27 protein-coding genes and 1 pseudogene are annotated in these 25,460 nt (G+C 73.7%); 2 read left to right on the top strand and 26 right to left on the bottom strand.

Translation table 11 applies throughout. From position 1 onward, the window contains the following. Window positions 1-13: 13 nt before the first annotated feature. The 5 genes from AB0F71_RS09435 to AB0F71_RS09455 all read right to left on the bottom strand — a co-directional run bounded on the left by AB0F71_RS09435 (window position 14) and on the right by AB0F71_RS09455 (window position 3,728). Complete coding sequence (locus AB0F71_RS09435; RefSeq protein WP_360230265.1) at window positions 14-343, bottom strand: XRE family transcriptional regulator; 330 nt, start codon at window positions 341-343, stop codon at window positions 14-16. Then, window positions 340-711 carry a type II toxin-antitoxin system RelE/ParE family toxin gene (locus AB0F71_RS09440; protein ID WP_360230267.1) on the bottom strand — a complete coding sequence of 124 codons (372 nt, stop codon included), beginning with the start codon at window positions 709-711 and terminating at the stop codon, window positions 340-342. The genes AB0F71_RS09435 and AB0F71_RS09440 overlap by 4 nt, the downstream gene beginning before the upstream one ends. Window positions 712-811: 100 nt before the next feature. Beyond that, window positions 812-1,834, bottom strand: coding sequence for a nitronate monooxygenase (locus AB0F71_RS09445; RefSeq protein ID WP_360230269.1), 1,023 nt, complete (start codon window positions 1,832-1,834; stop codon window positions 812-814). 59 nt (window positions 1,835-1,893) lie between these two features. Continuing rightward, complete coding sequence (locus tag AB0F71_RS09450; RefSeq protein WP_360230271.1) at window positions 1,894-2,520, bottom strand: response regulator transcription factor; 627 nt, start codon at window positions 2,518-2,520, stop codon at window positions 1,894-1,896. Continuing rightward, entirely contained in the window at window positions 2,517-3,728 is a 1,212-nt protein-coding gene (locus tag AB0F71_RS09455; protein WP_360230273.1) for a sensor histidine kinase, read from the bottom strand. The genes AB0F71_RS09450 and AB0F71_RS09455 overlap by 4 nt, the downstream gene beginning before the upstream one ends. A gap of 162 nt (window positions 3,729-3,890) precedes the next feature. Here AB0F71_RS09455 and AB0F71_RS09460 point away from each other — a divergent pair, with 162 nt between their 5' ends. Both AB0F71_RS09460 and AB0F71_RS09465 read left to right on the top strand, forming a co-directional pair. After that, window positions 3,891-4,967 (top strand): ABC transporter permease, encoded by a 1,077-nt coding sequence (locus tag AB0F71_RS09460; protein ID WP_360230275.1) that lies wholly within the window; start codon window positions 3,891-3,893, stop codon window positions 4,965-4,967. Further along, the gene (locus AB0F71_RS09465) at window positions 4,964-5,644 is read left to right on the top strand and encodes an ABC transporter ATP-binding protein (protein ID WP_360230277.1); all 681 of its coding nucleotides are present in this window, start codon (window positions 4,964-4,966) and stop codon (window positions 5,642-5,644) included. Before AB0F71_RS09460 ends, AB0F71_RS09465 begins: the two co-directional genes overlap by 4 nt. A gap of 1 nt (window position 5,645) precedes the next feature. Here the strand turns inward: AB0F71_RS09465 and AB0F71_RS09470 are convergent, their stop codons facing one another. The 21 genes and pseudogenes from AB0F71_RS09470 to prcA all read right to left on the bottom strand — a co-directional run bounded on the left by AB0F71_RS09470 (window position 5,646) and on the right by prcA (window position 25,455). Then, the gene (locus AB0F71_RS09470) at window positions 5,646-6,242 is read right to left on the bottom strand and encodes a Uma2 family endonuclease (protein ID WP_360230279.1); all 597 of its coding nucleotides are present in this window, start codon (window positions 6,240-6,242) and stop codon (window positions 5,646-5,648) included. A gap of 100 nt (window positions 6,243-6,342) precedes the next feature. Beyond that, window positions 6,343-7,053, bottom strand: a complete 711-nt coding sequence (locus AB0F71_RS09475) for a GntR family transcriptional regulator (RefSeq protein ID WP_360230281.1) — start codon at window positions 7,051-7,053, stop codon at window positions 6,343-6,345. Between the two features lie 174 nt (window positions 7,054-7,227). Further along, window positions 7,228-8,136: an ornithine cyclodeaminase family protein gene (locus AB0F71_RS09480; RefSeq protein ID WP_360230389.1), complete on the bottom strand. Its 909-nt coding sequence runs from the start codon at window positions 8,134-8,136 to the stop codon at window positions 7,228-7,230. 47 nt (window positions 8,137-8,183) lie between these two features. Further along, a pseudogene (locus tag AB0F71_RS09485) lies at window positions 8,184-9,206 on the bottom strand (proline racemase family protein); the annotation flags it as partial. Between the two features lie 86 nt (window positions 9,207-9,292). Next, window positions 9,293-10,654 (bottom strand): aldehyde dehydrogenase family protein, encoded by a 1,362-nt coding sequence (locus AB0F71_RS09490; RefSeq protein ID WP_360230283.1) that lies wholly within the window; start codon window positions 10,652-10,654, stop codon window positions 9,293-9,295. Window positions 10,655-10,691: 37 nt separating this feature from the next. Continuing rightward, window positions 10,692-11,696: a proline racemase family protein gene (locus AB0F71_RS09495; RefSeq protein WP_360230285.1), complete on the bottom strand. Its 1,005-nt coding sequence runs from the start codon at window positions 11,694-11,696 to the stop codon at window positions 10,692-10,694. A 94-nt stretch (window positions 11,697-11,790) separates the two neighbouring features. Further along, window positions 11,791-12,699 carry a dihydrodipicolinate synthase family protein gene (locus AB0F71_RS09500; protein WP_360230287.1) on the bottom strand — a complete coding sequence of 303 codons (909 nt, stop codon included), beginning with the start codon at window positions 12,697-12,699 and terminating at the stop codon, window positions 11,791-11,793. 125 nt (window positions 12,700-12,824) lie between these two features. After that, window positions 12,825-14,237: an NAD(P)/FAD-dependent oxidoreductase gene (locus tag AB0F71_RS09505; RefSeq protein WP_360230289.1), complete on the bottom strand. Its 1,413-nt coding sequence runs from the start codon at window positions 14,235-14,237 to the stop codon at window positions 12,825-12,827. Then, complete coding sequence (locus AB0F71_RS09510; RefSeq protein WP_360230290.1) at window positions 14,218-14,538, bottom strand: (2Fe-2S)-binding protein; 321 nt, start codon at window positions 14,536-14,538, stop codon at window positions 14,218-14,220. Before AB0F71_RS09510 ends, AB0F71_RS09505 begins: the two co-directional genes overlap by 20 nt. A gap of 70 nt (window positions 14,539-14,608) precedes the next feature. Then, on the bottom strand, window positions 14,609-15,769 hold the full coding sequence (locus tag AB0F71_RS09515; RefSeq protein ID WP_360230292.1) for an FAD-dependent oxidoreductase: 1,161 nt from the start codon (window positions 15,767-15,769) through the stop codon (window positions 14,609-14,611). Between the two features lie 165 nt (window positions 15,770-15,934). Continuing rightward, entirely contained in the window at window positions 15,935-16,885 is a 951-nt protein-coding gene (gene tatC / locus AB0F71_RS09520) for a twin-arginine translocase subunit TatC (RefSeq protein ID WP_360230294.1), read from the bottom strand. 103 nt (window positions 16,886-16,988) lie between these two features. Beyond that, on the bottom strand, window positions 16,989-17,267 hold the full coding sequence (tatA, locus tag AB0F71_RS09525) for a Sec-independent protein translocase subunit TatA (protein ID WP_360230296.1): 279 nt from the start codon (window positions 17,265-17,267) through the stop codon (window positions 16,989-16,991). 192 nt (window positions 17,268-17,459) lie between these two features. Beyond that, window positions 17,460-17,636 (bottom strand): hypothetical protein, encoded by a 177-nt coding sequence (locus AB0F71_RS09530; protein WP_360230298.1) that lies wholly within the window; start codon window positions 17,634-17,636, stop codon window positions 17,460-17,462. A 21-nt stretch (window positions 17,637-17,657) separates the two neighbouring features. Beyond that, entirely contained in the window at window positions 17,658-17,888 is a 231-nt protein-coding gene (locus tag AB0F71_RS09535) for a hypothetical protein (protein ID WP_360230300.1), read from the bottom strand. A gap of 3 nt (window positions 17,889-17,891) precedes the next feature. Next, a complete protein-coding gene (locus tag AB0F71_RS09540) occupies window positions 17,892-18,848 on the bottom strand; it encodes a WYL domain-containing protein (protein WP_360230302.1) in 957 nt (318 codons plus the stop codon). After that, window positions 18,845-19,825, bottom strand: coding sequence for a WYL domain-containing protein (locus tag AB0F71_RS09545; protein WP_360230304.1), 981 nt, complete (start codon window positions 19,823-19,825; stop codon window positions 18,845-18,847). Before AB0F71_RS09545 ends, AB0F71_RS09540 begins: the two co-directional genes overlap by 4 nt. Before the next feature lie 199 nt (window positions 19,826-20,024). Further along, window positions 20,025-20,408, bottom strand: coding sequence for an FKBP-type peptidyl-prolyl cis-trans isomerase (locus AB0F71_RS09550; protein WP_360230306.1), 384 nt, complete (start codon window positions 20,406-20,408; stop codon window positions 20,025-20,027). A gap of 161 nt (window positions 20,409-20,569) precedes the next feature. Next, entirely contained in the window at window positions 20,570-21,892 is a 1,323-nt protein-coding gene (locus AB0F71_RS09555; protein ID WP_360230308.1) for an FKBP-type peptidyl-prolyl cis-trans isomerase, read from the bottom strand. 217 nt (window positions 21,893-22,109) lie between these two features. Continuing rightward, window positions 22,110-23,099, bottom strand: coding sequence for an FKBP-type peptidyl-prolyl cis-trans isomerase (locus tag AB0F71_RS09560; protein ID WP_360230310.1), 990 nt, complete (start codon window positions 23,097-23,099; stop codon window positions 22,110-22,112). Between the two features lie 117 nt (window positions 23,100-23,216). Next, window positions 23,217-24,578 carry a Pup--protein ligase gene (pafA, locus tag AB0F71_RS09565; protein WP_360230312.1) on the bottom strand — a complete coding sequence of 454 codons (1,362 nt, stop codon included), beginning with the start codon at window positions 24,576-24,578 and terminating at the stop codon, window positions 23,217-23,219. 121 nt (window positions 24,579-24,699) lie between these two features. Next, complete coding sequence (gene prcA / locus AB0F71_RS09570; RefSeq protein WP_360230314.1) at window positions 24,700-25,455, bottom strand: proteasome subunit alpha; 756 nt, start codon at window positions 25,453-25,455, stop codon at window positions 24,700-24,702. Window positions 25,456-25,460 lie beyond the last annotated feature (5 nt).

Consider the following 25,460-nt stretch of genomic DNA (forward strand, 5'->3'; position numbering starts at 1 on the left):
TCGAGCCGGACGATCAGGCCACCTTGACCGTCCGCTCCCCCTGCTTCACCGTGACCTCGACCTCACCCCCGATCGCGGCGGCATACGCCCGCAGGTTGTCCAGGCTGTCCACCTGCCCGTGCTCGATCTGCGACACCCTGGCCTGGCTCACCCCGAGGAGCTCCGCCACATGCTTCTGGGTGAGCCCGGCCTTGCGTCGCAGCTCGGCCAGCTCGTGCCCCCGGATCTGCGCCAGCGTCTCCTGGCGCATCCGCCCCCGCCTCGCTTCTGCCTCAGGCGATGCCAGCTCGGGAAACCGCGTCATGACCTCGGCCCGCACCTCGGTCCAACTACGTCCCTTCATCGGCGTGCTCCGTTCCGTTGCTCCTCGACGTAATCCGCGTAGCGCTTCTCCGCCAACGGGATCGACTCGTCGTACCACTCCGACCAACGCCCTGATTTGTCACCCGCCACGAGGATGATGGCCTCTCGTTCCTGGTCGAAGACGAACAGCATGCGCACCTCGCTGGCACCCGAGGATCCCGGCCTCAGCTCCTTGAGGTTGTGCAACCGGCTGCGATGGATACGGTCCACCGCAGGCCGCCCCAGGGTCGGGCCCTCATCGGCCAACAGGTCCAGGGCCTCAAGGATGTTCTCAGCCGTTTTGGGGTCGTCCTCGCAGACCTGCAAGTACCACTCCTCGACCGGCGCCAAAAGTGTGATCTCCCACATGCGCTCACATTAAGTTGTCTCTTATACGTTACCGCGCGCTTTCCCGCTCAATCCACCCCTGCGGGCGACAACACGCCGTGCCCGGCGCGTGCCCGGCGCACTACCCCCGCGCGCTCCGCCACAACCGCGCCACGAGCTGGTCCGCCGGGCCGGTGGCGGCCAGGTGGTGGGCGGTGCCGGCCCAGAGGTGCATGGCGGCGGTGTCAGCGCGGCGGGTGGCGGCGGCGCGCAGCGGGGCGGTGAGGTGGTGCACCTCGGGGTAGGCGGGCGGGGCGTACGGGCCGTGGCGGTCGATGAAGGCGTTGCGCAGGCCGCGGGCGGGGCGCCCGGTGAAGGCCCGGGTGACCACGGTCTCCGGGAGTTCGGTGAGCGCGGCCCGGTGGGCCGCCGAGGCGCCGGACTCGTCGGAGCGCAGCAGCGCCGTCCCCAGCTGCACCGCCGCCGCCCCGGCCCGTAGCGCCGCCGCGATCGCCGGGCCGTCGCCCAGCCCGCCCGCGGCGATCAGCGGCAGCGGCGTCACCGCCCGTACGGCGGGCAGCAGTTCCAGCAATGGCAGCTCCCCGGGCCGGTCCGTCACCCGGTGGGTGGCGCGGTGTCCGCCGGCCTCCGGGCCCTGCACGCACAGGGCGTCCATACCGACCGCCTGCGCCGCCCGCGCCTCCTCCGGGGTGGTGACGGTGCCGACCTGCAGCGTCCCCGCCGCGCGCAGCGCCGCCGCCTCCTCGGCCGTGGGCAGCCCGAAGGTGTACGAGACGACCGGCACCGGGTCGGCCACCAGCGCGGCCAGCTTGGCCTCCCAGTCGTCCCGGTCCGGCCCGATCTCCTCCGGCAGCGCGACCCCCCAGCGCTCGGCCTCGGGCCGCAGCCGCTCCCGGTAGGCGGCGACGGCCGCCGGATCCCCGGGCGGGGCCGGCACGAACAGGTTCACCCCGTACGGCCGGTCGCTCGCCTTCCGCACCTCGGCGATCTGCTCGACCATCGCGGCGGCCGACTTGTACCCCGCCGCGAGGAACCCCAGCCCGCCGGCCCGGTTCACCGCGGCCACCAGCTCGGGGGTGGAGGCCCCGCCCGCCATCGGGGCGCCGATCACCGGCACGGCGAGGTCATCGAGGCGGACGGTCATCGGGGCGGCTCCTCACGCGGCTGCGGGCACGGATCGCCCCCACCCTACGCCCGGCCGGCTCAGCGGATCAGCCCCCGCCCGCGCGCCTCCCGCACCGCCGCGGTGCGCGAGTCCACGCCCAACTTCGTGTAGATGTGCACCAGATGGGACTTCACGGTGGCCTGGCTCAGGTGCAACCGCTGGCTGACCTGCTGGTTCGTCAGGCCGTCCGCGACCAGCCCGAGCACCTCGGTCTCCCGCGCGCTGAGCGCCGCCGCGGGCGTGCGCATCCGTTCCAGCAGCCGGTCCGCCACGCTGGGCGCCAGCGCGCTGCGGCCCGCCGCGGCGGCCCGGACCGCCTGGGCGAGTTCCTCCGGCGGCGCGTCCTTCAACAGGTAGCCGGTGGCGCCGGCCTCCAGGGCCGGCAGGGTGTCGGCGTCGCTGTCGTAGGTGGTGACCACCAGGACCTTCGGCGCGCCCGCCCGGGCGGTGATCGCGGCGGTGGCCTGGGCCCCGTTCATCGCCGAGCCGGGCCCGAACTGGAGGTCCATCAGCACCACGTCCACGCCGGGTGCGGCCGCCAGCTCGACGGCCCGCTCGGCGGTGGCGGCCTCGGCGACGATGGCGAAGTCCGGTTCGCTCTCCAGCACCGCCCGCAGCCCGGCCCGCACCACCGGGTGGTCGTCGGCGATCAGCAGCCGGATCACGGGCCGGCCTCCGGCGCCGGGGCGACGGGCAACTGCACGGCCAGCGCCGTCCCCTCCCCGGGCGCCGACTCCACGGTGAAGCTGCCGCCGAGCGCCCGGGCCCGGGCCCGCATGGAGGGCAGGCCGAAGCCGCCGTCCCCGCCGGTGCGGCCGGCCACCGCCGCCGGGTCGAACCCGGCCCCGTCGTCGAACACGTCCAACGCCACCTCGCCCTCCATGTAGCTGAGTGTCACCTCGGCCCGCGAGGCCTTCGCGTGCCGCACGGTGTTGCCGAGCGCCGACTGCGCGATCCGCAGCAGCGCCACCTCCTGCGCGGCGGGCAGCCGCACCTGCTCCCCGGAGACGTGCAGGTGGACGGGCAGACCGCTGTGCGCCGTGGTGGTCGCGCACAGCCGCTCCAGCGCGACGGACAGCGGGTCGCCGTCCAGCGCGGGCGGGGTGAGCGCGCGGACGAAGCGCCGGGCCTCGTCCAGGTTGTCCTGGGCGGCCTGCCGCGCCTGCTCGACGTACCCGGCGGCGGCCTCGGTGCGCTCGGGCAGCGCCCGTTGGGCCGCGCGCAGCAGCAGTTGGATGGAGCTGAGGCTCTGCGCGAGGGTGTCGTGGATCTCCCGGGCGAGCCGCTCGCGCTCGGCGAGCACGCCGGCCGCGTGGTGGGCGGCGGCGAGGTCGGCGCGGGCGGCGGTCAGTTCGTCGATCAGCCGGCGCCGTTCCTCGCTCTCCCGGTACAGCGCCTGGTAGCCGAGCACGGTGGCGGTGGCGACGGCCGCGCCGAGCAGCGGCCCGATGGCGGCGGCCGGGTTGAAGCCGTGCTGGTGGAAGGACCAGCCGGCGATCGCCGCCGCGGCCGTCAGCCCGACCGCGGCCGGCCCGCTGCGCCGGCCGAGCAGGTGCAGTTCCAGGAAGTACAGCGGGAACGCCAGCCACACCCCGTCCTGGGTGGCGACCAGCACGCCCGCCCAGGTGACGCCGAGCAGGGCCAGCCAGAGCGCCGCGCCCCGGCGGGAGCGGTGCACGGCGGCCAGCCTCGGCCCGACCGCGTACACGGCGGCCATCGCGGAGGCCGCGGCGCCGACGGCGGCCGGGTCCCCGCCCCGGTCGGCGAAGGCGGCCCGGGCGACGGCCAGCGCCAGCAGGCCCGCCACGAGCAGGTGCAGGCAGAGCCGGAGGACCAGGGCGACGGGAGTGGTTCTGGATCGTTCGGTCGCCATCCCTCCAGCCTAGGTTCCGGCCCGGCGCCCGGCATCAATCAAAAGGTTGAACTCCGCTTCTGCCCTTCGATGCCCAGGATGCAATCCCCGGCGCGATGCCCGCGGGCCCCCTGCTCGGCGACCGTGGGGGCATCGCTCGTTCCGTCCGCAGAAAGGCCCACCGTGTTCGTCGCCTGGAGGGATCTGGGGTTCGCCAAGGGGCGGTTCGCCCTGATGGGAACCGTCATCGTACTGATCACCGTACTGGTCGGCATGCTGTCCGGGCTGACCGCCGGACTCGGCCGGCAGAACATCTCCGCGATCAGCGGCCTGCCCGCCGACCACCTGGCCTTCGGCAAGCCCGCCGACGGGCAGGAGCTCAACTTCACCGACTCCCAGGTCACCCCCGACCAGTGGCAGGCCTGGGCGCGCGAGCCCGGCGTGACCTCCGCCCAGCCGCTCGGCATCACCACCACCAAGGCCGCCGCCGGGCAGCGCACCGCCGCGCTCTCCGCCTTCGGCGTCCCCGACGGCTCCGACCTGGCCCCGCAGGGCGGCCTGATCGCCCCGGGCAGGGCGGTGCTCTCCCGGACCGCCGCCGAGAAGCTGGGCGACCTCACCCCCGGTGCCGGCTTCACCCTCGCCGGGCACCCCCTCCAGGTCGCCGCCGTCGACGGCGACGCCGCGTACAGCCACACCCCGGTGATCTGGACCAGCCTCACCGACTGGCAGCAGTTCGCCCCCGGCGGCGCCGGCCACGCCACCGTCATCGCCCTCCACACCGCCGCGGGCGCCGACCCGGCCGCCGCCGACGCCCGCCACGACACCGTGACCCGCACCCGGGACGACGCCCTCGCCGCGATCGGCTCGTACACCTCCGAGAACGGCTCCCTCCAGCTGATGCGCGGCTTCCTGTTCGCCATCTCCGCGCTGGTCATCGGCGCCTTCTTCACCGTCTGGACGATCCAGCGCAGCGGCGACATCGCCGTGCTCAAGGCCCTCGGCGCCTCCACCCGCTACCTGCTGCGCGACGCCCTCGGCCAGGCGGTGCTGCTGCTGGTGCTCGGTACGGCCGTCGGCACCGCGATCGCCCTCGGCGCCGGCTCGCTGATCGGCTCCGCCGTGCCCTTCGTCCTGGACGCCCCGACCCTGCTATTGCCCGCCGTCGTCATGATCGCCCTCGGTGCGGTCGGCGCGGCCCTGTCCATCCGGCGGATCACCTCCGTCGACCCGCTGACCGCCCTGGGGAGCGCCCGATGAGTCTGGACCTCGACCGCATCACCTTGACCTACCCGGACGGCGACGGCCGGCTCACCGCCCTGGACGACGTCTCGCTGACCGTCCCCAAGGGCACCCTCACGGCCGTCGTCGGCCCGTCCGGCTCCGGCAAGTCCAGCCTGCTGGCCGTGGCCGCCACCCTGATCGCCCCGGACTCCGGCCGGGTCGTGGTGGACGGCACGGACACGGCGGGCCTCGGCCGGGCCGAACTCACCGCCCTGCGCCGCACCCGGATCGGCATCGTCTTCCAACAGGCCAACCTGCTGCCCTCGTTGACGGCCGCCGAACAGCTCCAGGTGATGGCCCACCTCGACGGCCGCTCCCCGCGCAGCGCCCTCCCCCGCGCGCTGGAGCTCCTGGACGCCGTCGGCCTGCGCGACCAGGCCGCCCGCCGCCCGCACCAGCTCTCCGGCGGCCAGCGTCAGCGGGTCAACATCGCCCGCGCCCTGATGAACGACCCCACCGTGCTGCTGGTCGACGAGCCCACCAGCGCCCTCGACCACGAACGCGGCGCCGCCGTCCTGGAGTTGCTCACCGAACTCACCCACCGCCGGGCGACCGCCACCGTCCTGGTCACCCACGACCGCACCCACCTGACCGCCGTCGACCAGATCGCCGAGGTCCACGACGGCCGCCTGACGGTCCCGGTCGTCGGCTGAGTTACTTCTTGGCGCCGAGTACGTCGTCCACCGAGAGCGTCACCGACGCCCCGATCGACTCCGGCAGGGTGAACGACTGCCCGGGGTGGTGGACGGCGTGCACCCGGTACTCGCCGTCCTTGGGGTCGGTCAACACCATCACCCGCTGGTTCGTCCGGTCCACGATGACGTAGACCGGCACCCCGGCCTCGGCGTACAGCGGCGGCTTGACCTTCAGATCAGTCGTGAAGTTCGACGACGTCACTTCCAGGACGAGACGGAAGACTGCTGGGTCATAGCAATTGCGTTCGATCAGGTGTTCTTGGTAGTCGGCATCAACGACGCACAGATCCGGAATCGCGTAGTCGGACGGTCCGCCCGGCAACCACAGGCCCATCCCTTGAACGACTCGGGATGTATCACCATGGAGCCCCGCCGCCCACAACGGGATCATCAGGTCCGTGAGCGTCTCTCCATGTGGCCCATCCGGAGGCGGCGTCACCGTGATCTGACCTCCAAGAATCTCGACCCGATGCCCCACGAGTCGATCAGAGATCAGCTCGGCGGCTTCGAGCAGCGTCATCTGCTCGGAGGGCTCTTCCACTGCTGCGGCGGACATGGAGTTCCTCCTGACTGCCGATGTCGAGAGCATCATCGTAGGACGCGAGCGCCACCCGGCACCCGCTTCCCATCTTTCACCCGAACGGGTGGTTTGACCCCTACCGAGCCCGCAGCCGCAGGCCCGGGCGCTCCGTCTCGACCTCCTCGCCCTGGCCCGCCCAGAGCGAGCGGACGTGGCTGAGGTGGCGCGTCATGCAGGCCTCGGCCGCCTCCGCGTCGCCGCTCAGCATCAGGTCCAGCAGCTCGACGTGCTCCTCCGCCGAGGAGACCAGCTGCCCCTGCTCGTCCAGCCGGGTCAGCCCGTACAGCCGGGAGCGCTTGCGCAGGTCACCGACCACCTCGACCAGCCGGGCGTTGCCGGCCAGTCCGAGCAGGTCGAGGTGGAACTGCCGGTCCGCCTCCAGGTAGCCGATCAGGTCGTGCTTGCGCGCCGCCGCGACGATCGCCTCGGCCTCGGGGCGCAGCCGCTCCAGCTGCTCCTTGGTGGCGGTGCGGGTGACCAGGCCGACGGTGGGGACCTCGATCAGGGCGCGGATGCCGGTGTAGTCGTCGAGGTCGCGCTCGGTGAGTTCGGTGACCCGGAAGCCCTTGTTGCGGACGGCCTCGACCAGGCCCTCCCGGGCGAGGTCGAGCATGGCCTCGCGGACGGGGGTCGCGGAGACGCCGAAGTCGGCGGCGAGGGCGGGAGCGGAGTAGACGACGCCGGGGCGCAGTTCACCGGAGATCAGGGCCGCCCGGAGCGCGTGGGCGACCTGGTCGCGGAGCCGCTCCTGCACGGAGATCAGGGTGCGGGACTTGAGCTCGGCCATGGTGTTCCTCCGGTGGGTGCAGAACACCAGCGTACAATGTCACGTTACGTTGAGCGTGCAACAAACCGGGAATCCGAACAGCCTGTCACGGTCAACGCCGCCGATGTTCATGGTGGCAGCGACCACCGGGCCAGCACAACGGTCGACGACACACCGGCAAGGAGGCCGCAGCCTCTACGGGGACTGAGACAGCGACGACGCCCCGGCCCGGTACACCTCCGCCGCCACCGCCAGGTCCTCCCAGGCCATCCCGACACTCTTGAAGAACCGCGGCCGCCCCTCCGGCAGCAGTGCGTCGCCGCGCACCAGCTCGGCCAGGTTCCACACCTGCCGCCGCCCGAGCGCGCCCGCCAGCAGCAGGTCCCCGGCCTCCCGGGCCGCGACGGCCCGCGCCTCCACGTACAGTTCGGCCCGCCCGACCAGCACCTCGTCCACCTCCCGGGCGTCCGGCTCGTGCGAGCCGACCGCCGCGACGGCCGCGTGGGCGGGCACCAGCGCACCGTCGAACAGCGGTGTGCGCGCGGTCGTGCAGCAGACCACCACGTCCGCCCGACCGACCGCCTCCGGCCCACCCACCGCGGAGATCAGGCCGAGCGCCCGCCCGTACTCGGCCAGCGCGGCCGCCCGCCCGGCGTGCCGCGCCACCACGGTGAGCCGCCGCAGCGGCCGCACGGTCAGCAGCGCGTCCAGGTGCCCGTAGGCCTGCGGCCCGGAGCCGAACACCACCAGGTGTTCGGCCGCCGGGACCGCGAGCCGCGCCAGCGCCGCCGCCGTCACGGCGGGCGTGCGCAGGGCGGTGAGGGCCGCGCCGTCCAGCAGCGCCAGCGGCTGGAGCGTCGGCCCGTCCAGCAGCAGGTAGCTGCCGGTGATCCGGGGCAGCCCGCGCGCGGGGTTGGCCGGCGCCACCCCGGCGACCTTCACCCCGGCGTACGGCCCGGCGGCGGCGGGCATCAGCAGCAGCTCGCCGGCGGGCACCGGTACGGCCGACCGGGCGGGCGCCGCCTCCGGGTCCAGCCCGTCCAGCAGCGCCCGCTCGATCGCCCGCACCGCCCCGGCGGGCCCGACTCCGCCGGTGCCCGGCACGGCGTACTGGAGCGGCTCAGCCCCCGCGCCGGGCAGTACCTCGGGGGTCACAGCGTGAACCCCGTTCCGAGCGTGTCCCCGGGCTCCAGCACGAACAGGTGCTCCCCGGTGCGGTACGCCGTGCCGCCGACCTCGGTGACCACGCCCGCCCCCAACGGGTCCCCGCCGTCCAGCACCCGCCCGGTGAACACCGTGCCGATGACGGACTCGTGCCGCAGCTCCTCGCCCGGCGCGATCCGCCCTTCGGCGGCGAGCACCGCGAGGCGCGCGGAGGTGCCGGAGCCGCACGGCGAGCGGTCGATCTGCCCGTCCGCGAACACCACCACGTTCCGCTGACTCAACACCCCGTCGTCCGAGGGAAGTTCGTCGTACAGCACGACCCCGTACACCCCGGACAGCCGCGGGTCGCTCGGGTGCGCGACCGCTTCCGAACCGGCCAGCAGTGCCCTGATCTCCCGCCCCACGGCGACGAGTTCGGGCAGCAGCCCGGGCTCGACGGCGAGCCCGAGGGCGGCCGCCGGCACCGAGGCGTAGCACGCCCCGGAGTGCGCCACCGCGACCTCGACCGTCCCCCGCGAGGTCTCGACCGGCAGTTTCAGGGCGCTGACCCGGCTCGGCACGTTGCGGAAGGTCACCCCGGTGGTGCGCCCGCCGCTGCGCCGCACCAGGGCGGTGACCCGCCCGGAGGGGACGTCGATCCGCACCTGGGCCACGCCGTCCGCGGGGGCCGGGACCAGCCCGGAGTCCACGGCCCAGGCGCCGAGCGCGATGGTGCCGTGCCCGCAGGCGGTCGAGTAGCCGTCCTTGTGCCAGAACAGCACGCCCAGGTGGGCCTCGTCGTCGTCCGGCGGCACCAGGAACCCGCCGTACATTCCGGCGTGCCCGCGCGGCTCGCGGACCAGCAGCTGCCGGACCTCCTCCAGCGCGCTCGGCCGGGGCGCGGTCGCACTGCCGCCCGCGCCGATCGCGATGGCCCGCCGCTCGGCGACGCTGTCGCCGGGGATCGGGGGCACGCCGTCCAGCACGATCCGGAACGGCTCACCGGCCGTGTGGTAGTCGACCGTACGGACGCACTGCTCCGGCCCCGCACCGGACCCAGCGCCCGGCCCCGCACCAGACCCCGAGCCCGACCCCGAGCCCCGCGCCACCCCCGGCATCACAGCCCCCCGCCCGGCAGCACACTGATCGTCCGGCCGACGGTGTAGAACTCCAGCGCCGCCCGGCCCTGTTCACGCTCCCCGTGGGCCGCGCCCTTGGTCCCCCCGAACGGCAGGTGGAAGTCGACGCCGCTGGACGGGGCGTTGACCCGGATCATGCCCGCGTCCAGCCGGTCGGCGACGGCCAGCGCCGCGTCCAGGCCCCGGGTGTGCACCGAGGTGGCCAGGCTGTGCGGGGTGTCGTTGGCGAGCGCGACGGCCGCGTCCAGGTCGGCGGCCGCGTGCAGCACCGCGACCGGTCCGAAGAACTCCTCACGCGCCAGCGGGTGCTGCGGGGGGACGTCGGCGAGCAGGGTCGGCTCGACGTACCAGCCGGCCCGGTCGGACGCCCGCCCGCCGACCAGCACGCTCGCCCCGGCCGCCACGGCCGACTCGACCGCCGCCACCAGCCGCTCCCGCGCGTCGGCGCCGATCACCGGCCCGCAGACCGCGTCGTCCACCGCCGCCAGCGCCTTGACCAGGGCCTCGCGCAGCGGCTCGTACGCCGCCCCGACCGCGATCACCCGGCTGGTGGCCGTGCACTTCTGCCCGGCGTACCCGGCGATCGCGGCCGCGATGTGCCCGGCGGCCAGCTCCACGTCCGCGTCCGGCAGCACCAACGCCGCGTTCAGGCCGCCGAGTTCGGCCTGCACCGGCACCCCGCGCCCGGTGGCGGCCTGGACCACGGCCCGGCCGACCCCGGTGGAGCCGGTGAAGGAGACCACGTCCGCCGCCCCGACCAGCGCCGCCCCCTCCTCCGCGCCGCCGGGCAGCACCGCGAGCACGTCCGGGGGCAGCACGGCCGCGGCCAGCTCGGCCAGCCGCAGCGCGCACGCCGTCGCCTCCGGCGCGGGCTTGAGCACCGCGGTGTTGCCCACCGCCAGCGCCGGTGCGGCCTTCCAACTCGGGATCGCCAGCGGGAAGTTCCACGGCGTGATCAGCCCGGCCACCCCGTGCGGACGGCGCCGGGTGAGCAGCAGCCCCGGCCCGGCGGCGGTCTCGTGCACCGCGCCGGACGGCTCGTACGGTGCCTGGGCGTAGTAGCGCCAGATCGCCGCCGTCCGGGCGACCTCCCCCCGCGCCTCGGCGAGCGGCTTGCCGACCTCGCGCACGATCAGCGCGGCGAGCTCCTCGGCGTGCGCCTCGACCGCCTCGGCGATCCGGCCCAGCGCGGCCGAGCGGGCGCCGGCGCCGGCCGCCAGCCAGCCGGCCTGTGCGGCCCGGGCCCGCCCCACGGCGGCCCGCACGGCCTCGGCGCCGGGTGCCTCGACGGCGACCACCAGGTCGGTCGGGTCGGCGGGGTTGTACGAGGTGATGGTCACAACTAGCAGCCCTTCGGAGCGCGTTCGGGAGAGAGCGTCAGAGCAGGAAGCCCGCCGGGAACGGGTCGTCCGGGTCGAGGAAGTACTGGGCGGTGCCGGTGATCCAGGCCCGCCCGGTCACGGTGGGCACCACGGCCGGCCGCCCGGCCACCTCGGCCTCCTCGACCAGCCGCCCGGTGAAGGTGGTCCCGATGAAGGAGTCGTTGCGGAAGTCCCGCCCCAGCGGGAGTTCGCCGCGCGCGTGCAGCTGCGCCATCCGGGCCGAGGTGCCGGTGCCGCAGGGCGAACGGTCGAACCAGCCGGGGTGGATCGCCATCGCGTGCCGGGAGTGCTCGGCGGTGGAGCCGGGGGCGAGCAGCTGGACGTGGTGGCAGCTGTGGATGGAGGGGTCCTCCGGGTGCACCGGCCGGTCGGGGCTCGCGTTGATCGCGGCCATCAGGGCCAGGCCGGCGTCCAGGATGTCCTGCTTGCGCTCGCGCTCGAACGGCAGCCCGAACTCGGCGAGCGGCAGGATGGCGTAGAAGTTGCCCCCGTAGGCGAGGTCGTAGCCGATGGTGCCGTGGCCGGGCACCTCGATCTTGCGGTCCAGCGCGACGGAGTACGAGGCGACGTTGCGGATGGTGACGGCCTTGGCGGCGCCGCCCTCCACCCGCACCTCGGCGACCACCAGCCCGGCGGGGGTGTCCAGCCGGACCGTGGTGACCGGCTCGACCACCGGTACCATCCCGGTCTCGACCAGCACGGTGGCGACCCCGATGGTGCCGTGCCCGCACATCGGCAGCAGCCCGGAGACCTCGATGTAGAGCACCCCGAAGTCGGCGTCCGGCCGGGTCGGCGGCTGGAGGATCGCGCCGCTCATCGCGGCGTGCCCGCGCGGCTCGTACATCAGCAGGGTGCGGAAGTGGTCCAGGTGCTGCTGGAAGTGCACCCGGCGTTCGGCCATGGTGGCGCCGGGGATGACGCCGAAGCCCCCGGTGATCACCCGGGTCGGCATGCCCTCGGTGTGCGAGTCGACGGCGTGGAACACGTGACGGCTGCGCATTCCGCACAACTCCTCTGACGAAGCGGTTGGTTGAGGCCGGCTGCCCGCACAGCCGGCCGAACGACGGGTGCTGCCGGGGGTTTGAGGACGGGCCCTACCCGAGGCCCTCCGCGAGGGCCTTCTCAGTGGCCGCGCGCACGGCCGTCTCGATCTCCGGCTCCAGCGGCCGGCGCGGCGCCCGGACCGGCCCGCCGGGGCGTCCGGCGATGTCCATGGACAGCTTGATGGCCTGGACGAACTCGGTCTTGGAGTCCCAACGCAGCAGCGAGTGCAGCGACTTGTAGAGCGGCAGCGCGGTCTCCAGGTCGTGCCCGACGGCCGCGCGGTACAGCGCCACGGACGCCTCGGGCAGCGCGTTCGGGTACCCGGCGATCCAGCCGACGGCCCCGGCCAGCGCCAGTTCCAGCAGCACGTCGTCGGCACCGATCAGCAGGTCCAGCCCGGGCGCCAGCTCGGCGATCTCGTAGGCCCGGCGGACGTCCCCGCTGAACTCCTTGACCGCCACGATCGAGCCCTCGCCGTGCAGTTGGGCGAGCAGCGCGGGCACCAGGTCGACCTTGGTGTCGATCGGGTTGTTGTACGCGACGACGGGCAGCCCGGCCCGGGCGACCTCCGCGTAGTGCGCCCGCACCGAGGCGTGGTCGGCCCGGTAGGCGTTGGGCGGCAGCAGCAGTACGGACCCGGCGCCGGCCTCGGCGGCCTGCTCGGCCCAGCGGCGGGACTCGGCACTGCCGTAGGCGGCGACCCCGGGCATGACCCGGGCGCCGTCGCCGGCCGCCTCGACCGCGACCTCGACGATCCGGGTGCGCTCCTCGGCGGTGAGCGTCTGGTACTCGCCCAGCGAGCCGTTGGGGACGACGCCGTCGCAGCCGGATTCGATCAGCCAGCGGACGTGCTCGGCGTAGGCGTCGTAGTCGACGGAGAGGTCCGGGCGCAGCGGGATCGTGGTGGCGACCATGATGCCGCGCCAGGGGCGGGTGGTGTCGTGCGGGGTGATGGACACGTTGGGCTCCTTGGTGAGGTGTGACATTTTATAAACAGCGACGGGCCGGAGACAAGGGTCCCCGCCCGAGACGTTTCCGACGGATCGGGCCCGGCCAGGAGGCGCCCCGGGCCGTGAGACACGGCCTACTCCCCCGGGCCGGCCGCCAGCTGCGAGAGCGGCACCGGGCAGGCCATCGGCCGCCGGTCCGCCCCCGGCTCCGCCGCGCCGGACAGGCAGGCCACGGCCGGACCGCACATCCGCCCCTGGCACCAGCCCATCCCCGCCCGGGTGAGCAGCTTGACGGTCCGGGGATCGCCCGCGCCCAGCTCCTCCACCGCTTCCTCGATCCGCGCGACCGGCACTTCCTCGCACCGGCACACGTCGGTGTCCGGCCGCAGCCATCCGGTCCAGCCGGGCCCGGGCCGGTGGGCCGCCGCCATCAGCGCGGCGAACTCGCGCAACCGGGCCCGGCGGCCCAGCAGCGCCCGCCCGGGCCGCACCCCGGCGACCGCGTGCGCGGCCAGCTCCCCCTCGGCGAGCGCGAGGTCCGCGCCGCCGACGCCGTTGGTCTCCCCCGCGGACCAGAGTCCCGGGACGGAGGTGCGCAGCCGGGCGTCGACCCGCAGCGCGACCGCGCCGTCCGGCCCGGTGGCGGTGTCCGCGCCGAGTTCGGTGGCCAGGTCGATCTGCGGCAGCAGCCCGTGGCCGACGGCGAGCGCGTCGCAGGCGATCCGCCGCTCGGTGCCGGGCAGCGGCCGCCAGTCGGCGTCCAGCCGGGCCACGGTGACGGCGGTGACCCGGTCCGTCCCGTGCGCCTCCACCACCGCGCTGCGCGGCCGCAGCCGTACCCGGTGCCGCAGCAGCGCGCCGCCGTGCCCGGCGCCCTCGACGAGCTTGGCGGGGACGGCCGCCAGCACGCCGGGGCGCCGGGCGTACCCGAGGTAGTCGCTCGCCTCGACCACCGCCGGGACCTCCGCCCCGGCGGCGACCAGCGAGGAGGCCGCGGCGAGCAGCAGCGGTCCGCTGCCGGCCACCACGATCCGCCGGCCGGGCAGCACCAGCCCGGCCTTGAGCATGGCCTGGGCGCCGCCTGCGGTGACCACCCCGGGCAGCGTCCAGCCGGGGAAGGGCAGTTGGCGCTCGTACGCGCCGGTGGCGAGCAGCACCGCCCCGGCCCGGAGGGTGGTCCGGTCGGCGGCCTGCGGGCCGCGGGTGATGTGCAGGGCGAAGCCGTCGGCGGTCCGCTCCAGCGCCCACACCTGGTGCCCGCCGCGGAACTCGGCCCGCGGGTGGGCTTCGAGCCGCGCGGCCAGCCCGGCGTACACCGACCAGTGGTGGTGCAGGCGGTCCGGGCGGCGCGCGCCCAGCCCGGGCGCCGGGTGCCGGTAGTACTGCCCGCCGGGCCGGCCCGCGCCGTCCAGCAGGACGCAGCGCAGCCCGAGGTCGGCGGCGGTGACGGCGGCGGCCAGCCCGGCCGGCCCGGCCCCCACCACGGCGAGGTCGAAGGTTCCGACGGCCTCCGGGGGCCGGGTCGACTCAGACGGCGAGATCGGCACGGCCGTGGCCCTCCTGGCTGGTGACGACGGTGCCGGGCTCGGCGGGCAGCAGGCAGAGCCGCTGGTTGGCCCGGCCGTCCACGGTGGCCAGGCAGTCGAAGCAGGCGCCGATCCCGCAGAACGCCCCGCGCGGGCGCCCACCATTCCGGGTGGTGCGCCAGGCGAGCACGCCGTCGGCCCAGAGCGCGGCGGCGATCGACTGCCCGGGCAGGGCGCGGACGGCCCGCCCGTCGAACTCGATCTGGTACCCGGGCCCGGGGTCGGCCCCGACCAGCCCCGCAGGGGTTCGGCGACGCGTCACCGGCTTCTCCATTCCGTCGTCCAGCTCATCCGATCCGATCCCGCCACCGCCCCGCCCTCACCCACGCCCGTCACCGCGCCGGGAACCGGTCGGCCCGGAACGGCCCGAGGTCCAGTTCCGGCCGCTTGCCGGTCAGCTGCTCGGCGATCAGCAGCCCGGTGGCGGGCGCCAGCCCGATCCCGGCCCCCTCGTGCCCGCAGGCGTGGTAGAGCCCCGGCACCCTGGGGTCCTCGCCGATCGCGGGCAGGTGGTCCGGCAGGTACGGGCGGAAGCCCCGGTAGGTGCGCATCACGCTGACGTCCGCGAGCACCGGGAACAGCTCCGCGGCCTGGACCGCGAGCCGGCGCAGCACCTCCTGGGAGAGGGTCCGGTCGAAGCCGACCCGCTCCCGGCTGGCGCCGATCAGCACCGGTCCGCCCGGGGTCCCCTCGACCACGGCGGAGGTCTGCAGCCCGGCCGAGCCGCTGGCCACGTCCGCCACGTAGTCGGCGGCGTAGACCTTGTGCCGGACGATCCTCGGCAGCGGCTCGGTGACCAGGACGAACCCGCGCCGGGGCAGTACCGGCAGGTGCACCCCCGCCAGCGCGGCCAGTTCGCCGCCCCAGGTGCCGGCCGCGTTGACCACCGCGGGGGCGGCCAGTTGGCGCCGGGCGGTCCGTACGCCGCGCACCGCGCCGTCCGGGCCGCGCTCCACGGCCGTCACGTCCTCCCCGGTGATCAGTTCGGCACCCGCCCGCCGGGCCTCGCGCAGCAGGTGGGCGGCGGCGAGCGCGGGCTGGACCTGGGCGTCCTGGGGGTAGTGGTAGCCGCCCGCGAGCCCGGGGGCGAGGTGTGGCTCCAGCTCGTGCAGCCGCTCGGCCGGGACCTCCTCGGCGCGCACCCCGGCCGCGGCCTGCCCGGCGGCGAAGGCCCGCAGCGCCTGCTGTCCGGCCTCGGTCGAGGCGACCACGACGCCGCCCTTGGGCTCGTACTCCACGGCCGGGCCGAGCTGTTCGGCGAGCTCGCGCCAGAGCCGGGTGCTGAGCAGGGCGAGGTCGAGCTCGGGCCCGGGTTCCTTGTCGGAGACCAGCAGGTTGCCCTCGCCCGCCCCGGTGGTGCCGCCGGCGACCGGCCCGCGGTCGACGACGGCGACGGCGAGCCCGGCCCGGGCGGCGTAGTAGGCACAGGCGGCGCCGACGACTCCGGCGCCGACCACGACGACGTCCAGTGGAGGTCTCCAGGTCTTCAACACGTCAGTAATATGTCACATGCCATCTGCTCTGCCAAGAGTCCCTTTACCTTCCCGAGCGAGTCCCCCGGAACAGCTACCTTCCCGAGGGAGTCCCCCGGAACAGCAGACGGCCCCGGCCCCCGCACGAAGCGGGAACCGGGGCCGCCGGCCCGATCACTCACCGGCTCAGGTGATGTCGTCCATCTGCTCCCGCCGCGCACTCGGCACCGGAGCGACACCCGCCGCCGGCGTCGCCGAGGCCTCGACGGTCTCCGCGCCCGCCACCGGCTGCACCGAGAGGTCCACCTGCGAGGCCTCCTCGTCGTCCAGCTCGGCGTCCGGGTTGTTCCGGCGCCTGCGCCGGTCGTTCATCAGCGCGATGCCCACCGCGAGGAAGTACAGCGCCCAGATCGGCGCGGCCAGCGCCAGCATGCTCAGCGGGTCGGCACTCGGCGTCGCGAAGGCCGCGAACACGGTGATCGCCATGATCATCCCGCGCCACCAGCCCAGCAGCCGCTTGCCGGTGACCATGCCGATCATGTTCAGCATCACGAGCAGCAGCGGGAACTCGAAGGCCAGGCCGAAGACCAGCACCATCCGCGTCGCGATGTCGAAGTAGTCGTTCGGCGGCAGGATCGGTGTGGTCTTGTCCGGGGTGAAGCTGACCAGGACCTCGATGGTCGTCGGCAGCACCAGGAAGGCCACGGCCACACCCGCCAGGAACAGCGGCGCCCCGAAGGCCATGAAGATGACGGTGTACTTCTTCTCGTGCTTGTGCAGACCGGGCGCCACGAACGCCCACACCTGCCACAGCCACACCGGCACCGCACCCACCACGCCGGCCGTCAGCGCCACCTGGAGCATCCAGGTGAAACCGGAGGTCAGACCGATGTTCGAGACCTGCGCGCACTTGCCGTGGTAGTGCAGTTGCTCCTCGGGCGTGTTGCACTGCGGCAGCGGCTTGAGCAGGAACGTCTCGATCTGCTTGTGGTAGATCAGGGCGACGATCGTGATCAGCACGATCGCCAGGACCGACTTGACCACGCGGTTGCGCAGTTCCCGCAGGTGATCGGCGAGGGCCATCCGCCCCTCAGGATCCTTGGGCGCCTTCTGCGGCGCCTTGGAGAGCTTGCTCAACCCCGGTCCTCAACTCGTGCGTCGAGGCCCGCCGGTCGACGGGCCTCCGTGGTCGCTCGCGGCACCCGTGCCGCGTCCCTCGCGTACGTCACGCGCGCCGCGCTCAGTGCGGGCGCTCGCCGCCGGGCGCACCCGGCCCGTCGCCGGGCGCCGACTCGACGCTCCGGGCCTCCGGCCGCGCCGAGACCTGCGGCGGGGCGGACGGCCGGACAGCCGGTGCGCTCCCCGCCGGCTCGTCCTCCGAGCGCATCGCCCTGGCCTCGCTCCTGAGGATCCGCAGCGACTGCCCCAGCGAGCGCGCCAGGTCGGGCAGCCGCTTGGCCCCGAACAGCACGACGGCAACCACCACGACCAGCATGATCGCGGTCATCGAGAAGCGCATGCGCCGACCACCTTCAGCATCCGCGGCCCGACAGACCGCCCGCCGCGGATGGTAACCGCTGCGGATGACGCCCCGACGACGGCCGCCCGAACAGGACAGCGGCCCCGACCGGCAGGACTGGAGCCACTGGAGAGCGTAACCCGCCCTCACCTCTGGACAGCAGCCCCCGTACCGCCGATGCCCCCGCCCGCCCTAGCGGGCCGGAACGGCCTCGGCCAGCTCCCCCGCCGCCTCGGCCAGCGCCCGGGAGGCCGCGTCCACACCCTTGGCCAGCGCCCGCACGTCCAGCCAGAGCCGGATCGCGAGGACCCCGAGGACCAGCAGGCCCGCGGTGGCGAGCAGGACGGCGGCGACGAGCATCCAGGACATGCGCCCCACCCTATACGGGGGTCACCCCTCCACCGGGACGAGCCGCATGGTGCGCACCCCCGCCGCGGTGAGCGCCTCGACGATCTTCTCCCCGGCCGGCTTGCGCACCGCCGCCCCGCAGAGCGGGCAGCCGAAGCTGTAGTGCGCCTGCGCGGGAGTCCGGCCGAGGGTCAGCCGGAACTCCTCGGCCGGGAGCTCGACCTTCTCCCGGCACTGCGAGCAGTACACCTTGAATCTCGTCCCGGGCTCCACCGCTCAGTTCCGCCCCTCCCCGTAGGCGGCCAGCGCCTCCCGCGCGGCCGAGCGCGCCTGCTCGGCCAGTTCGGGCGGCGAGACGATCCGGCCGTCCCGGCCCAGCCGCAGCGCCAGCGGGCGCAGCTGGGAGGGGTCGGCGCTGCGCAGGGTGATCCGCAGCCCGCCGTCGGGCAGTTCCTCGGCCCGGTCGTGGGTGTAGTACTCGGCGACCCAGCGGCCGCCGGAGGAGACCTCGACCACCACCTCCGGGTCGTCGGCGGCCGGGTTGACCAGCCCGCCGCTGAGGTCGCGCGGCTCGCGCCGGGGCGGGTCGGCCGGGACGTCCAGGACGCGGATCTCGGCGACCCGGTCCAGCCGGAACATCCGGTGGTCCTCCGAGGTGCGGCACCAGGCTTCCAGGTAGGTGTGGCCCTCGGTGAGCAGCCGGATCGGGTCGACCTCGCGCTCGGTCATCCCGCCGCGCCCGTGCGAGTAGTAGCGAAGCCAGAGCCGGCGGCCCTCGCTGAGCGCGCGGTCGATGTCGGCGAAGACGTGGCTCTCGGCCTCGAAGGTCACGCCGACCCGGGCACTGCCCTCGGCGCTCTCCCCCGCGGCGTTCTCGATCTTGGCGACGGCCCGGGTGAGGGCCTCCCGGTCCCCGGCCCGCAGACCGGGCAGCCCGGCCACCGCCCGGGCGGCCACCAGCAGCGCGGTCGCCTCGTCGGCGGCCAGCCGCAGCGGCTGGGCCACGTCGTCGACGTTGTGCCACCAGATCCGCTCGCCGTCGGTGTCGATGTCGAGCAGGTCGCCGCCGCGGAAGCTGGTGCCGCACATCGGCAGCACGTTGAGGTCCGCGATCAGCTCGCGCTCGCTGATCCCGAACGCGCGCGCCACCTCGGCGACCTCGGCCCCGGGCCGCTCGCGCAGGTAGGTGACCAGCGACAGCATCCGTCGCGTCTGGTCGATCGCATTGCTCATGCCCGAACGTCCTCCGTGTCCAGCCCCGCGACCGCCCGCAGCCGGTCGATGACATCCGCCCGCAGCTCCTCCGGGCCGAGCACCAGCACGTCGGGCCCGAACTCCGCGAGGTCGGCGCCCAGCCCGTTGCCGTACGGGATCTCCAGCTCGTCCCAGACCTCGTCGACCCGGGTGCTGCCGAGCGCCTTGGTGCGCAGCGGGAAGCCCGCGCCCCGGCGGACCCGGACGGTCGCGGTGGCGGTGGCCCCCTCGCCGGCGAACTTGGCCACGGTGGCCCGGACGTCCACGTGCTCGGGCACCGTCCCGAGGAAGGCCCCGCTCTTGGCCTTCACCCTGCCGGTGATCCGGCTGAGCCGGAACACCCGGGCGTCGCCGCGGTCCCGGTCGTACCCGGCCAGGTACCAGTGCCCGCGCCAGCACTCCAGCGCCCACGGCTCGACGCTGCGCTGCTCGACGGCCGCGGCACCGGCCTTGCGGTACTCGAAGGTGACCGGACGGCGGTCCCGGGCGGCGGTGAGCAGCGGCTCGAACGCGGCCTCCCGGGCGGGGATGCGCGGCTCCAGGGCGGTCCGGCCCTCGGCCTCGGTGAACGGCACCCCGGCCGCGCGCAGCTTCTGCAACGCGCCGCTGGCCGCGCCGGACATCTTGGCCTGCTGCCAGACCCGGGCGGCCAGGGTCAGCGCGGCGGCCTCCTCGGCGTCCAGCGCGATCTCCGGCAGCCGGTTGCGGTCGGCGCGGGCGAGGTAGCCCAGCTCGCCGTCCAGCGCGCTCTCGTCGACGTCGATCACCAGGCCGAGCTCGCGCAGGTCGTCCTTGTCCCGCTCGAACATCCGGTTGAAGGCGTCCTCGCTGCTGTTCTGCCAGGCTTCGCGGTAGGCCTCGATGGATTCCCGCAGCTCCTTCTTGGAGAGCGGACGTCTGGTGTTCATCAGGCACAGGGCGAGATTCATCAGCCGCTCTGCCTTGGCGATCGCCATCGCTGACCCTTCCGGTGTGCCGCGCCGCGCGCGGGGTGCGCCAACCGGGCGATCCCCACCCGGCGGGACCGACCGTACCGGTAGCGGTACGCACTGCAAAAGCCGCGTCCCGCGGCCGGTCCCCGGGAGCCGCCGTCCGGGCCCGGGAACGGCCTCGGGCCGGGCCCCCGAAGGGGTCCGGCCCGAGGTCACGGCAGGCTCAGACGGCCAGCAGGTCGACCACGAAGATCAGGGTCGAGTGCGGCGGGATGAGCGGCGACGGCGACTGGGCGCCGTACGCCAGGTGCGACGGGATGGTCAGCTCGCGACGGCCGCCGACCTTCATGCCCTTGACACCCTGGTCCCAACCCTTGATGACCCGGCCACCGCCGAGCGGGAAGCGGAACTCGTTGGGGCTCCGGTTCCAGCTCGCGTCGAACTCCTCGCCGGTCTCGAAGGTCACGCCGACGTAGCGGACGGTGACGTTCTGGCCCGACTTGGCCTCCTCGCCGTCACCGACGACGATGTCGCGGATCTGCAGCTCGGTCGGCGCGTCGCCGATCGGGAAGTCGATCTCGGGCTTCTCGTTCAGGTTCACAGCCATGGTCCCTCTTCTCACGTTCCCAGATTCCCTGCACGACCAAGCGGCGGACACCCGTACCGCGGCCCGTCCGGACCACGCTACGGGCGCCCGCCGCCCGCCGGGACACGGCCACGCGGCCGGACCCGAAGGTCACACGCGCACCATTGTCCCCGAAAAGTCGATCAGCCCTGACCGGCGTCCAGGATGTCCACCACGAAGACCAGGGTCGCGCCGGGCGGAATGTCGCCCTGCCCCTTGTCGCCGTAGCCCAGCGAGGCCGGGATCACCAGCTCGACCCGGCTGCCGACGGTCTGGCCCGTCAGCCCCTGGTCCCAGCCCTGGATGACCTGGCCGCCGCCGACCGCGAAGGAGAACGCCTGGCCCTTGCTGAGCGAGGAGTCGAAGACCTTGCCGTCCTTGGCCAGCGCGCCGGTGTACTGGACGACGACCTTCTCGCCCTTCTCCACCACCGGCCCGGTGCCCTTGATCAGGACGTGGGTCTTGAGCTCGGTCGGGTCCTTGGCCCCGGCCACCGGGGTGATGTCGGCCGGCTTCTTGCCGTTGTCCTTGACCTGCGGGAAGTCCGCGGGCGGCGGGGTGACGGTGCCGCTGACCACCGCGTCGGGCGCGTTGGCGTTGCGGATGTCGATCACGAAGATCAGGTTGTCCTTCGGGCCGATCGACATGTCCGGCTTGCCCTGCGAACCGAAGCCGGCCGCCGGCGGGGCCACCACCAGCAGTCGGCTGCCGGCCTTCTTCCCCATCACGGCCTGGTCCAGCGCGGGGATCAGCGCGTCGGTACCGGCCTGGAAGATCTGCGGCTTGCCCTTGTCGTCGTACGAGCTCGGGATGTCCTTGCCGGTGGTCCAGTCCTTGGCGGTGTAGTCCACCGAGGTCCAGGAGTTCTTGTCCACCTTGGGGCCGTTGCCCTCGGAGAGCACCTTCACCACGAAGGAGCCGTCGGAGGCCTCGCCCGGCACCTGGATCTCGGCCTTCTTGCCGAAGTCACCGGTGACGGTCGGCAGCACCTTGGCGCTGTCCTTGATCGGCGGCACCGGCTCGGCGGTCGGCGTGGGCGGCGCGGACTTCGTCGCGTCCGGCTGGGCGACCGAGGCGGTGTCCTTCGACGAGTCCTTGTTCACCATGTACAGCGTGATGCCGCTGCCGACCAGCAGCACGGCGAGCACCGTGCCGAGGATCACGCCCAGCTTGCCGACGCCGGGCGGGTTCTCGTCGTACCCCGCCTCCGAGGTGTCGTCCGCCTTGCGCACGCTGCTGGCGAAGATCTGCGGGGCGTCGTCGTCGTTCGACTTGGGCCCGGTCACGCGCGGCTTCTCGCCAGGCTGCGCCCAGCCCGCCTGCTGCGCGAGGATCGCCGGGGGCACGACGATCGACTCGCGGTCCGCCGCGACCTGCCCTCCCGGGCGGGAGGCGGCCGGGTCACCAGCAGAGCCGTCGTTCGCCGCGGTGCCGGCCCCGCCCGGGCTCGGCGTCTTCTCAGTCATGACTCCCCATCCATCTCGCCACGAGGTCTTCCAGGTCTGCGCCCGGCGTGGTGAGCGCCGGCCTGCCGCCGTACCCGTCCGCCCCGGACCCCGGCGCCGGGCGGCGCCTGCCACAGTGCGAGGGCAGTATGACAGCTCAGGATGAGGACGGACGCTTCGTTGTACGAGCGTCCGCCCAAGCGTACGGAATCCTCCCAGCGACTTCCTAGAGCGCCCGCTAGACCGCTTCCAGAATGTCGATCACGAAGACCAGCGTGGAGTTCGGCGGCACCGACCCCTGGGCCTGGTCCTTGTACCCCAGCGCCGGCGGCACCACCAGCAGCACCCGGCTGCCCACGGTCTGCCCCACCAGCCCCTTGTCCCAGCCCTCGATCACGCTGCCGGTGCCGATCTGCACGGCCTGGGCCCCGCCGTGGGTCCAGGAGGCGTCGAACTGCTGCCCGTTGCTCCACAGCACCCCGGTGTACTGCACGATCAGGGTCTGCCCGGTCTTGACCTGCTTGCCCTCGCCCTTGATCAGCACGGCCTGCTGGAGGTCTGCGGGCGCGGCCTGCCCGGCCGGGACGGTGATCCCCACCGGCGCCTTCCCGTTGTCCTTGACCTGCGGCAGCGTCGCGGCGGGCTGGGTCATGTTCCCGGTCAGCGTGGAGTCCTGCGGCAGGTCCTCCACGATGTCCAGCACGAAGACCACGGTGTCACCCTTGTTGACGCCCAGCTGGGTGGAGCCCTGCTCACCGAAGGCGGCCGCCGGCGGGGCCACCACCAGTAGCCGGGTGCCCACCTTCTTGTCGATCACGGTCTGGTCCAGCGCCGGCACCAGCTGCCCGCTGCCGGCCTGGTAGAGCTGGGGCTTGCCGTTGTCGTCGTACGAGCTGGGCAGGTCCTTGCCGGTGGTCCAGTCCTTCGCCGTGTAGTTGACGGTCACCCAGTCGCCCTTGCCGACGGTCGACCGCTCACCGTCCGTCACCGTGTTCACCACGAACTGGCCGCTGGGCTGCTGTCCCTCGGGGATGGTGATGGTCGCCTTGCTGCCGAAACCACCACCCGAAAGAGTGGGCATCGGGGAGGCCTCGCTCACCGGCGCCGGCACCGTCGGGGCCGCGCTCGCGGTGGACGGCGTCGCCGGTCCGGCCGCCTTGGGCGAGCTGTCGCAGGCGGCCGCGAGCAGCAACGGCAGGGTGAGAAGCAAACCGGCGGTGCGGCGCACGGTGGTCCTAACTGTCGGTCGAAGTCGGCTCTCCTGACTCGACGGACAGCGTATGCCCGGCATGCGTCCGGCCCCGGTAGGCAGCACCGGGGCCGGTCAACGCCAGGGCGCGCCCGATCACATGCCGGCGATCAGCTTCTCCACCCGCTCGTCCACCGAACGGAACGGGTCCTTGCACAGCACGGTGCGCTGCGCCTGGTCGTTCAGCTTGAGGTGCACCCAGTCCACCGTGAAGTCCCGGCGCTGCTCCTGCGCCCGGCGGATGAAGTCCCCGCGCAGCCGGGCCCGGGTGGTCTGCGGCGGGACGGACTTGGCCTCGAAGGTCTTGAGGTCGGTGGTCACCCGCTTCGCCTGGCCCTTGCCCTGGAGCAGGTAGAACAGGCCGCGCCGGCGGTGGATGTCGTGGTACGCGAGGTCGATCTGGGCCACCCGCGGGTTGGACATGCTCATCTCGTGCTTCTCGCGGTAGCGCTCGATGAGCTTGTACTTCATGATCCAGTCGATCTCGGTGGCCACCGTGTCGAGGCGCTCGGTGCGCACCGCCTCCAGGGTGCGGCCCCACAGGTCGAGCACCTGGGCGATGGTGCCGGTGTTGATGCCCTTGCGGTCGGCGAACTCCAGGGCCTTGGTGTAGTACTCCTCCTGGATGTCCAGCGCGCTGGCCTCCCGGCCGTTGGCGAGGCGCACCTGGTGGGTGCCGGTGAGGTCGTGGCTGACCTCGCGGATCGCCCGGATCGGGTTCTCCAGGGTGAGGTCGCGCATCACCACGCCGGCCTCGATCAGCCGCAGCACCAGGTCGGTGGAGCCCACCTTGAGCAGGGTGGTGGTCTCCGACATGTTGGAGTCGCCGACGATCACGTGCAGCCGGCGGTAGCGCTCGGCGTCCGCGTGCGGCTCGTCCCTGGTGTTGATGATCGGGCGGGAGCGGGTGGTGGCGGAGCTGACGCCCTCCCAGATGTGCTCGGCCCGCTGGCTGACGCAGTAGACCGCGCCGCGCGGGGTCTGCAGCACCTTGCCCGCGCCGCAGATCAGCTGGCGGGTGACCAGGAAGGGGATGAGCACGTCGGCCAGCCGGGAGAACTCGCCGTGCCGGGCCACCAGGTAGTTCTCGTGGCAGCCGTAGGAGTTGCCGGCCGAGTCGGTGTTGTTCTTGAAGAGGTAGACGTCCCCCGCGATGCCCTCCTCGTGCAGCCGCCGTTCGGCGTCCACCAGGAGTCCTTCGAGGATCCGCTCGCCCGCCTTGTCGTGCGTCACCAGCTCGGTCACGTCGTCGCACTCGGGGGTGGCGTACTCGGGGTGGGAGCCGACGTCGAGGTAGAGCCGGGCGCCGTTGCGCAGGAACACGTTGCTGCTGCGGCCCCAGGAGACGACCCGGCGGAACAGGTACCGCGCGACCTCGTCCGGCGACAGCCGACGCTGCCCGCGGAACGTACAGGTCACGCCGTACTCGTTCTCCAGCCCGAAAATCCGGCGGTCCATGAGCACTCCATTCTCTGTCGGAGCTGTCCGAAACCGCCTCCACGACGACTGGGCCGCCGCAGGGGCACCGGAGTCCCGTACGCCGGCGGTCCGGCCGCCGTACGGGACTCCGCAGGCACTGCTACTCCGGCGCGCTCGCCGCCGGGTTCTCGTCGTCGTCCGACTCCGCGGACTGGTCCCCGTCGAGCAGCCGGCCGAGCTGGTTGCCCAGGATCCGCTTGAACTTGCGCTGCTGGAACCGCTGGCGGTCGAGGACCGCGACCTCCAGTTGTTCCGGGGTGAGGGCGCGCGGGCTGCCCCCGTTGGGGTCGCGGGCGAGCGAGTCGACCGCGACCTTCACCGCCTCGGTGAGACTCATGCCGACGCGGTGGCGCTGGCCCAGGTAGTTGCCGATCGAGTCGGCGTTGCCGCCGACCACGACGTAGTTCTTCTCGTCGACGACCGAGCCGTCCGGCGTGAGCCGGTAGATCTGGTCGTTGTCGGCGGTGCGGCCGACCTCGGCGACGATCAGCTCGACCTCGTACGGCTTCTCGCCGACCGAGGAGAAGATGGTGCCCAGGGTCTGGGCGTACACGTTGGCCAGGCCGCGGGCGGTGACGTCGGCCCGGTCGTAGGAGTAGCCGCGCAGGTCGGCGTAGCGGACGCCGCCGATGCGCAGGTTCTCGAACTCGTTGTAGCGGCCGACCGCCGCGAAGGCGATCTTGTCGTAGATCTCGGAGACCTTGTGGAGCGCCCGGGAGGTGTTCTCGGCGACGAAGACGATGCCGTCGGCGTAGGTGAGCACGACCACGCTGCGGCCGCGAGCGATGCCCTTGCGGGCGTACTCCGCGCGGTCCGCCATGGCCTGCTGGGGCGAGACGTAGAACGGTGTCGACACCGGCG

It is taken from the genome of Kitasatospora sp. NPDC028055, assembly GCF_040637885.1.
GTDB lineage: Bacteria > Actinomycetota > Actinomycetes > Streptomycetales > Streptomycetaceae > Kitasatospora.

Excerpts from the sequence above, each read along its gene's own strand:
- AB0F71_RS09470 (WP_360230279.1), bottom strand. The coding sequence starts at position 6,242 with ATGTCCGCCGCAGCAGTGGAAGAGCCCTCCGAGCAGATGACGCTGCTC.
- AB0F71_RS09435 (WP_360230265.1), bottom strand. The coding sequence starts at position 343 with ATGAAGGGACGTAGTTGGACCGAGGTGCGGGCCGAGGTCATGACGCGG.
- AB0F71_RS09550 (WP_360230306.1), bottom strand. The coding sequence starts at position 20,408 with ATGGCTGTGAACCTGAACGAGAAGCCCGAGATCGACTTCCCGATCGGC.
- pafA (WP_360230312.1), bottom strand. The coding sequence starts at position 24,578 with ATGGACCGCCGGATTTTCGGGCTGGAGAACGAGTACGGCGTGACCTGT.
- AB0F71_RS09540 (WP_360230302.1), bottom strand. The coding sequence starts at position 18,848 with ATGAGCAATGCGATCGACCAGACGCGACGGATGCTGTCGCTGGTCACC.
- AB0F71_RS09440 (WP_360230267.1), bottom strand. The coding sequence starts at position 711 with ATGTGGGAGATCACACTTTTGGCGCCGGTCGAGGAGTGGTACTTGCAG.
- AB0F71_RS09530 (WP_360230298.1), bottom strand. The coding sequence starts at position 17,636 with ATGTCCTGGATGCTCGTCGCCGCCGTCCTGCTCGCCACCGCGGGCCTG.
- AB0F71_RS09495 (WP_360230285.1), bottom strand. The coding sequence starts at position 11,696 with ATGCGCAGCCGTCACGTGTTCCACGCCGTCGACTCGCACACCGAGGGC.
- tatA (WP_360230296.1), bottom strand. The coding sequence starts at position 17,267 with ATGCGCTTCTCGATGACCGCGATCATGCTGGTCGTGGTGGTTGCCGTC.
- AB0F71_RS09445 (WP_360230269.1), bottom strand. The coding sequence starts at position 1,834 with ATGACCGTCCGCCTCGATGACCTCGCCGTGCCGGTGATCGGCGCCCCG.
- AB0F71_RS09475 (WP_360230281.1), bottom strand. The coding sequence starts at position 7,053 with ATGGCCGAGCTCAAGTCCCGCACCCTGATCTCCGTGCAGGAGCGGCTC.
- AB0F71_RS09455 (WP_360230273.1), bottom strand. The coding sequence starts at position 3,728 with ATGGCGACCGAACGATCCAGAACCACTCCCGTCGCCCTGGTCCTCCGG.
- AB0F71_RS09555 (WP_360230308.1), bottom strand. The coding sequence starts at position 21,892 with ATGACTGAGAAGACGCCGAGCCCGGGCGGGGCCGGCACCGCGGCGAAC.
- AB0F71_RS09545 (WP_360230304.1), bottom strand. The coding sequence starts at position 19,825 with ATGGCGATCGCCAAGGCAGAGCGGCTGATGAATCTCGCCCTGTGCCTG.
- AB0F71_RS09465 (WP_360230277.1), top strand. The coding sequence starts at position 4,964 with ATGAGTCTGGACCTCGACCGCATCACCTTGACCTACCCGGACGGCGAC.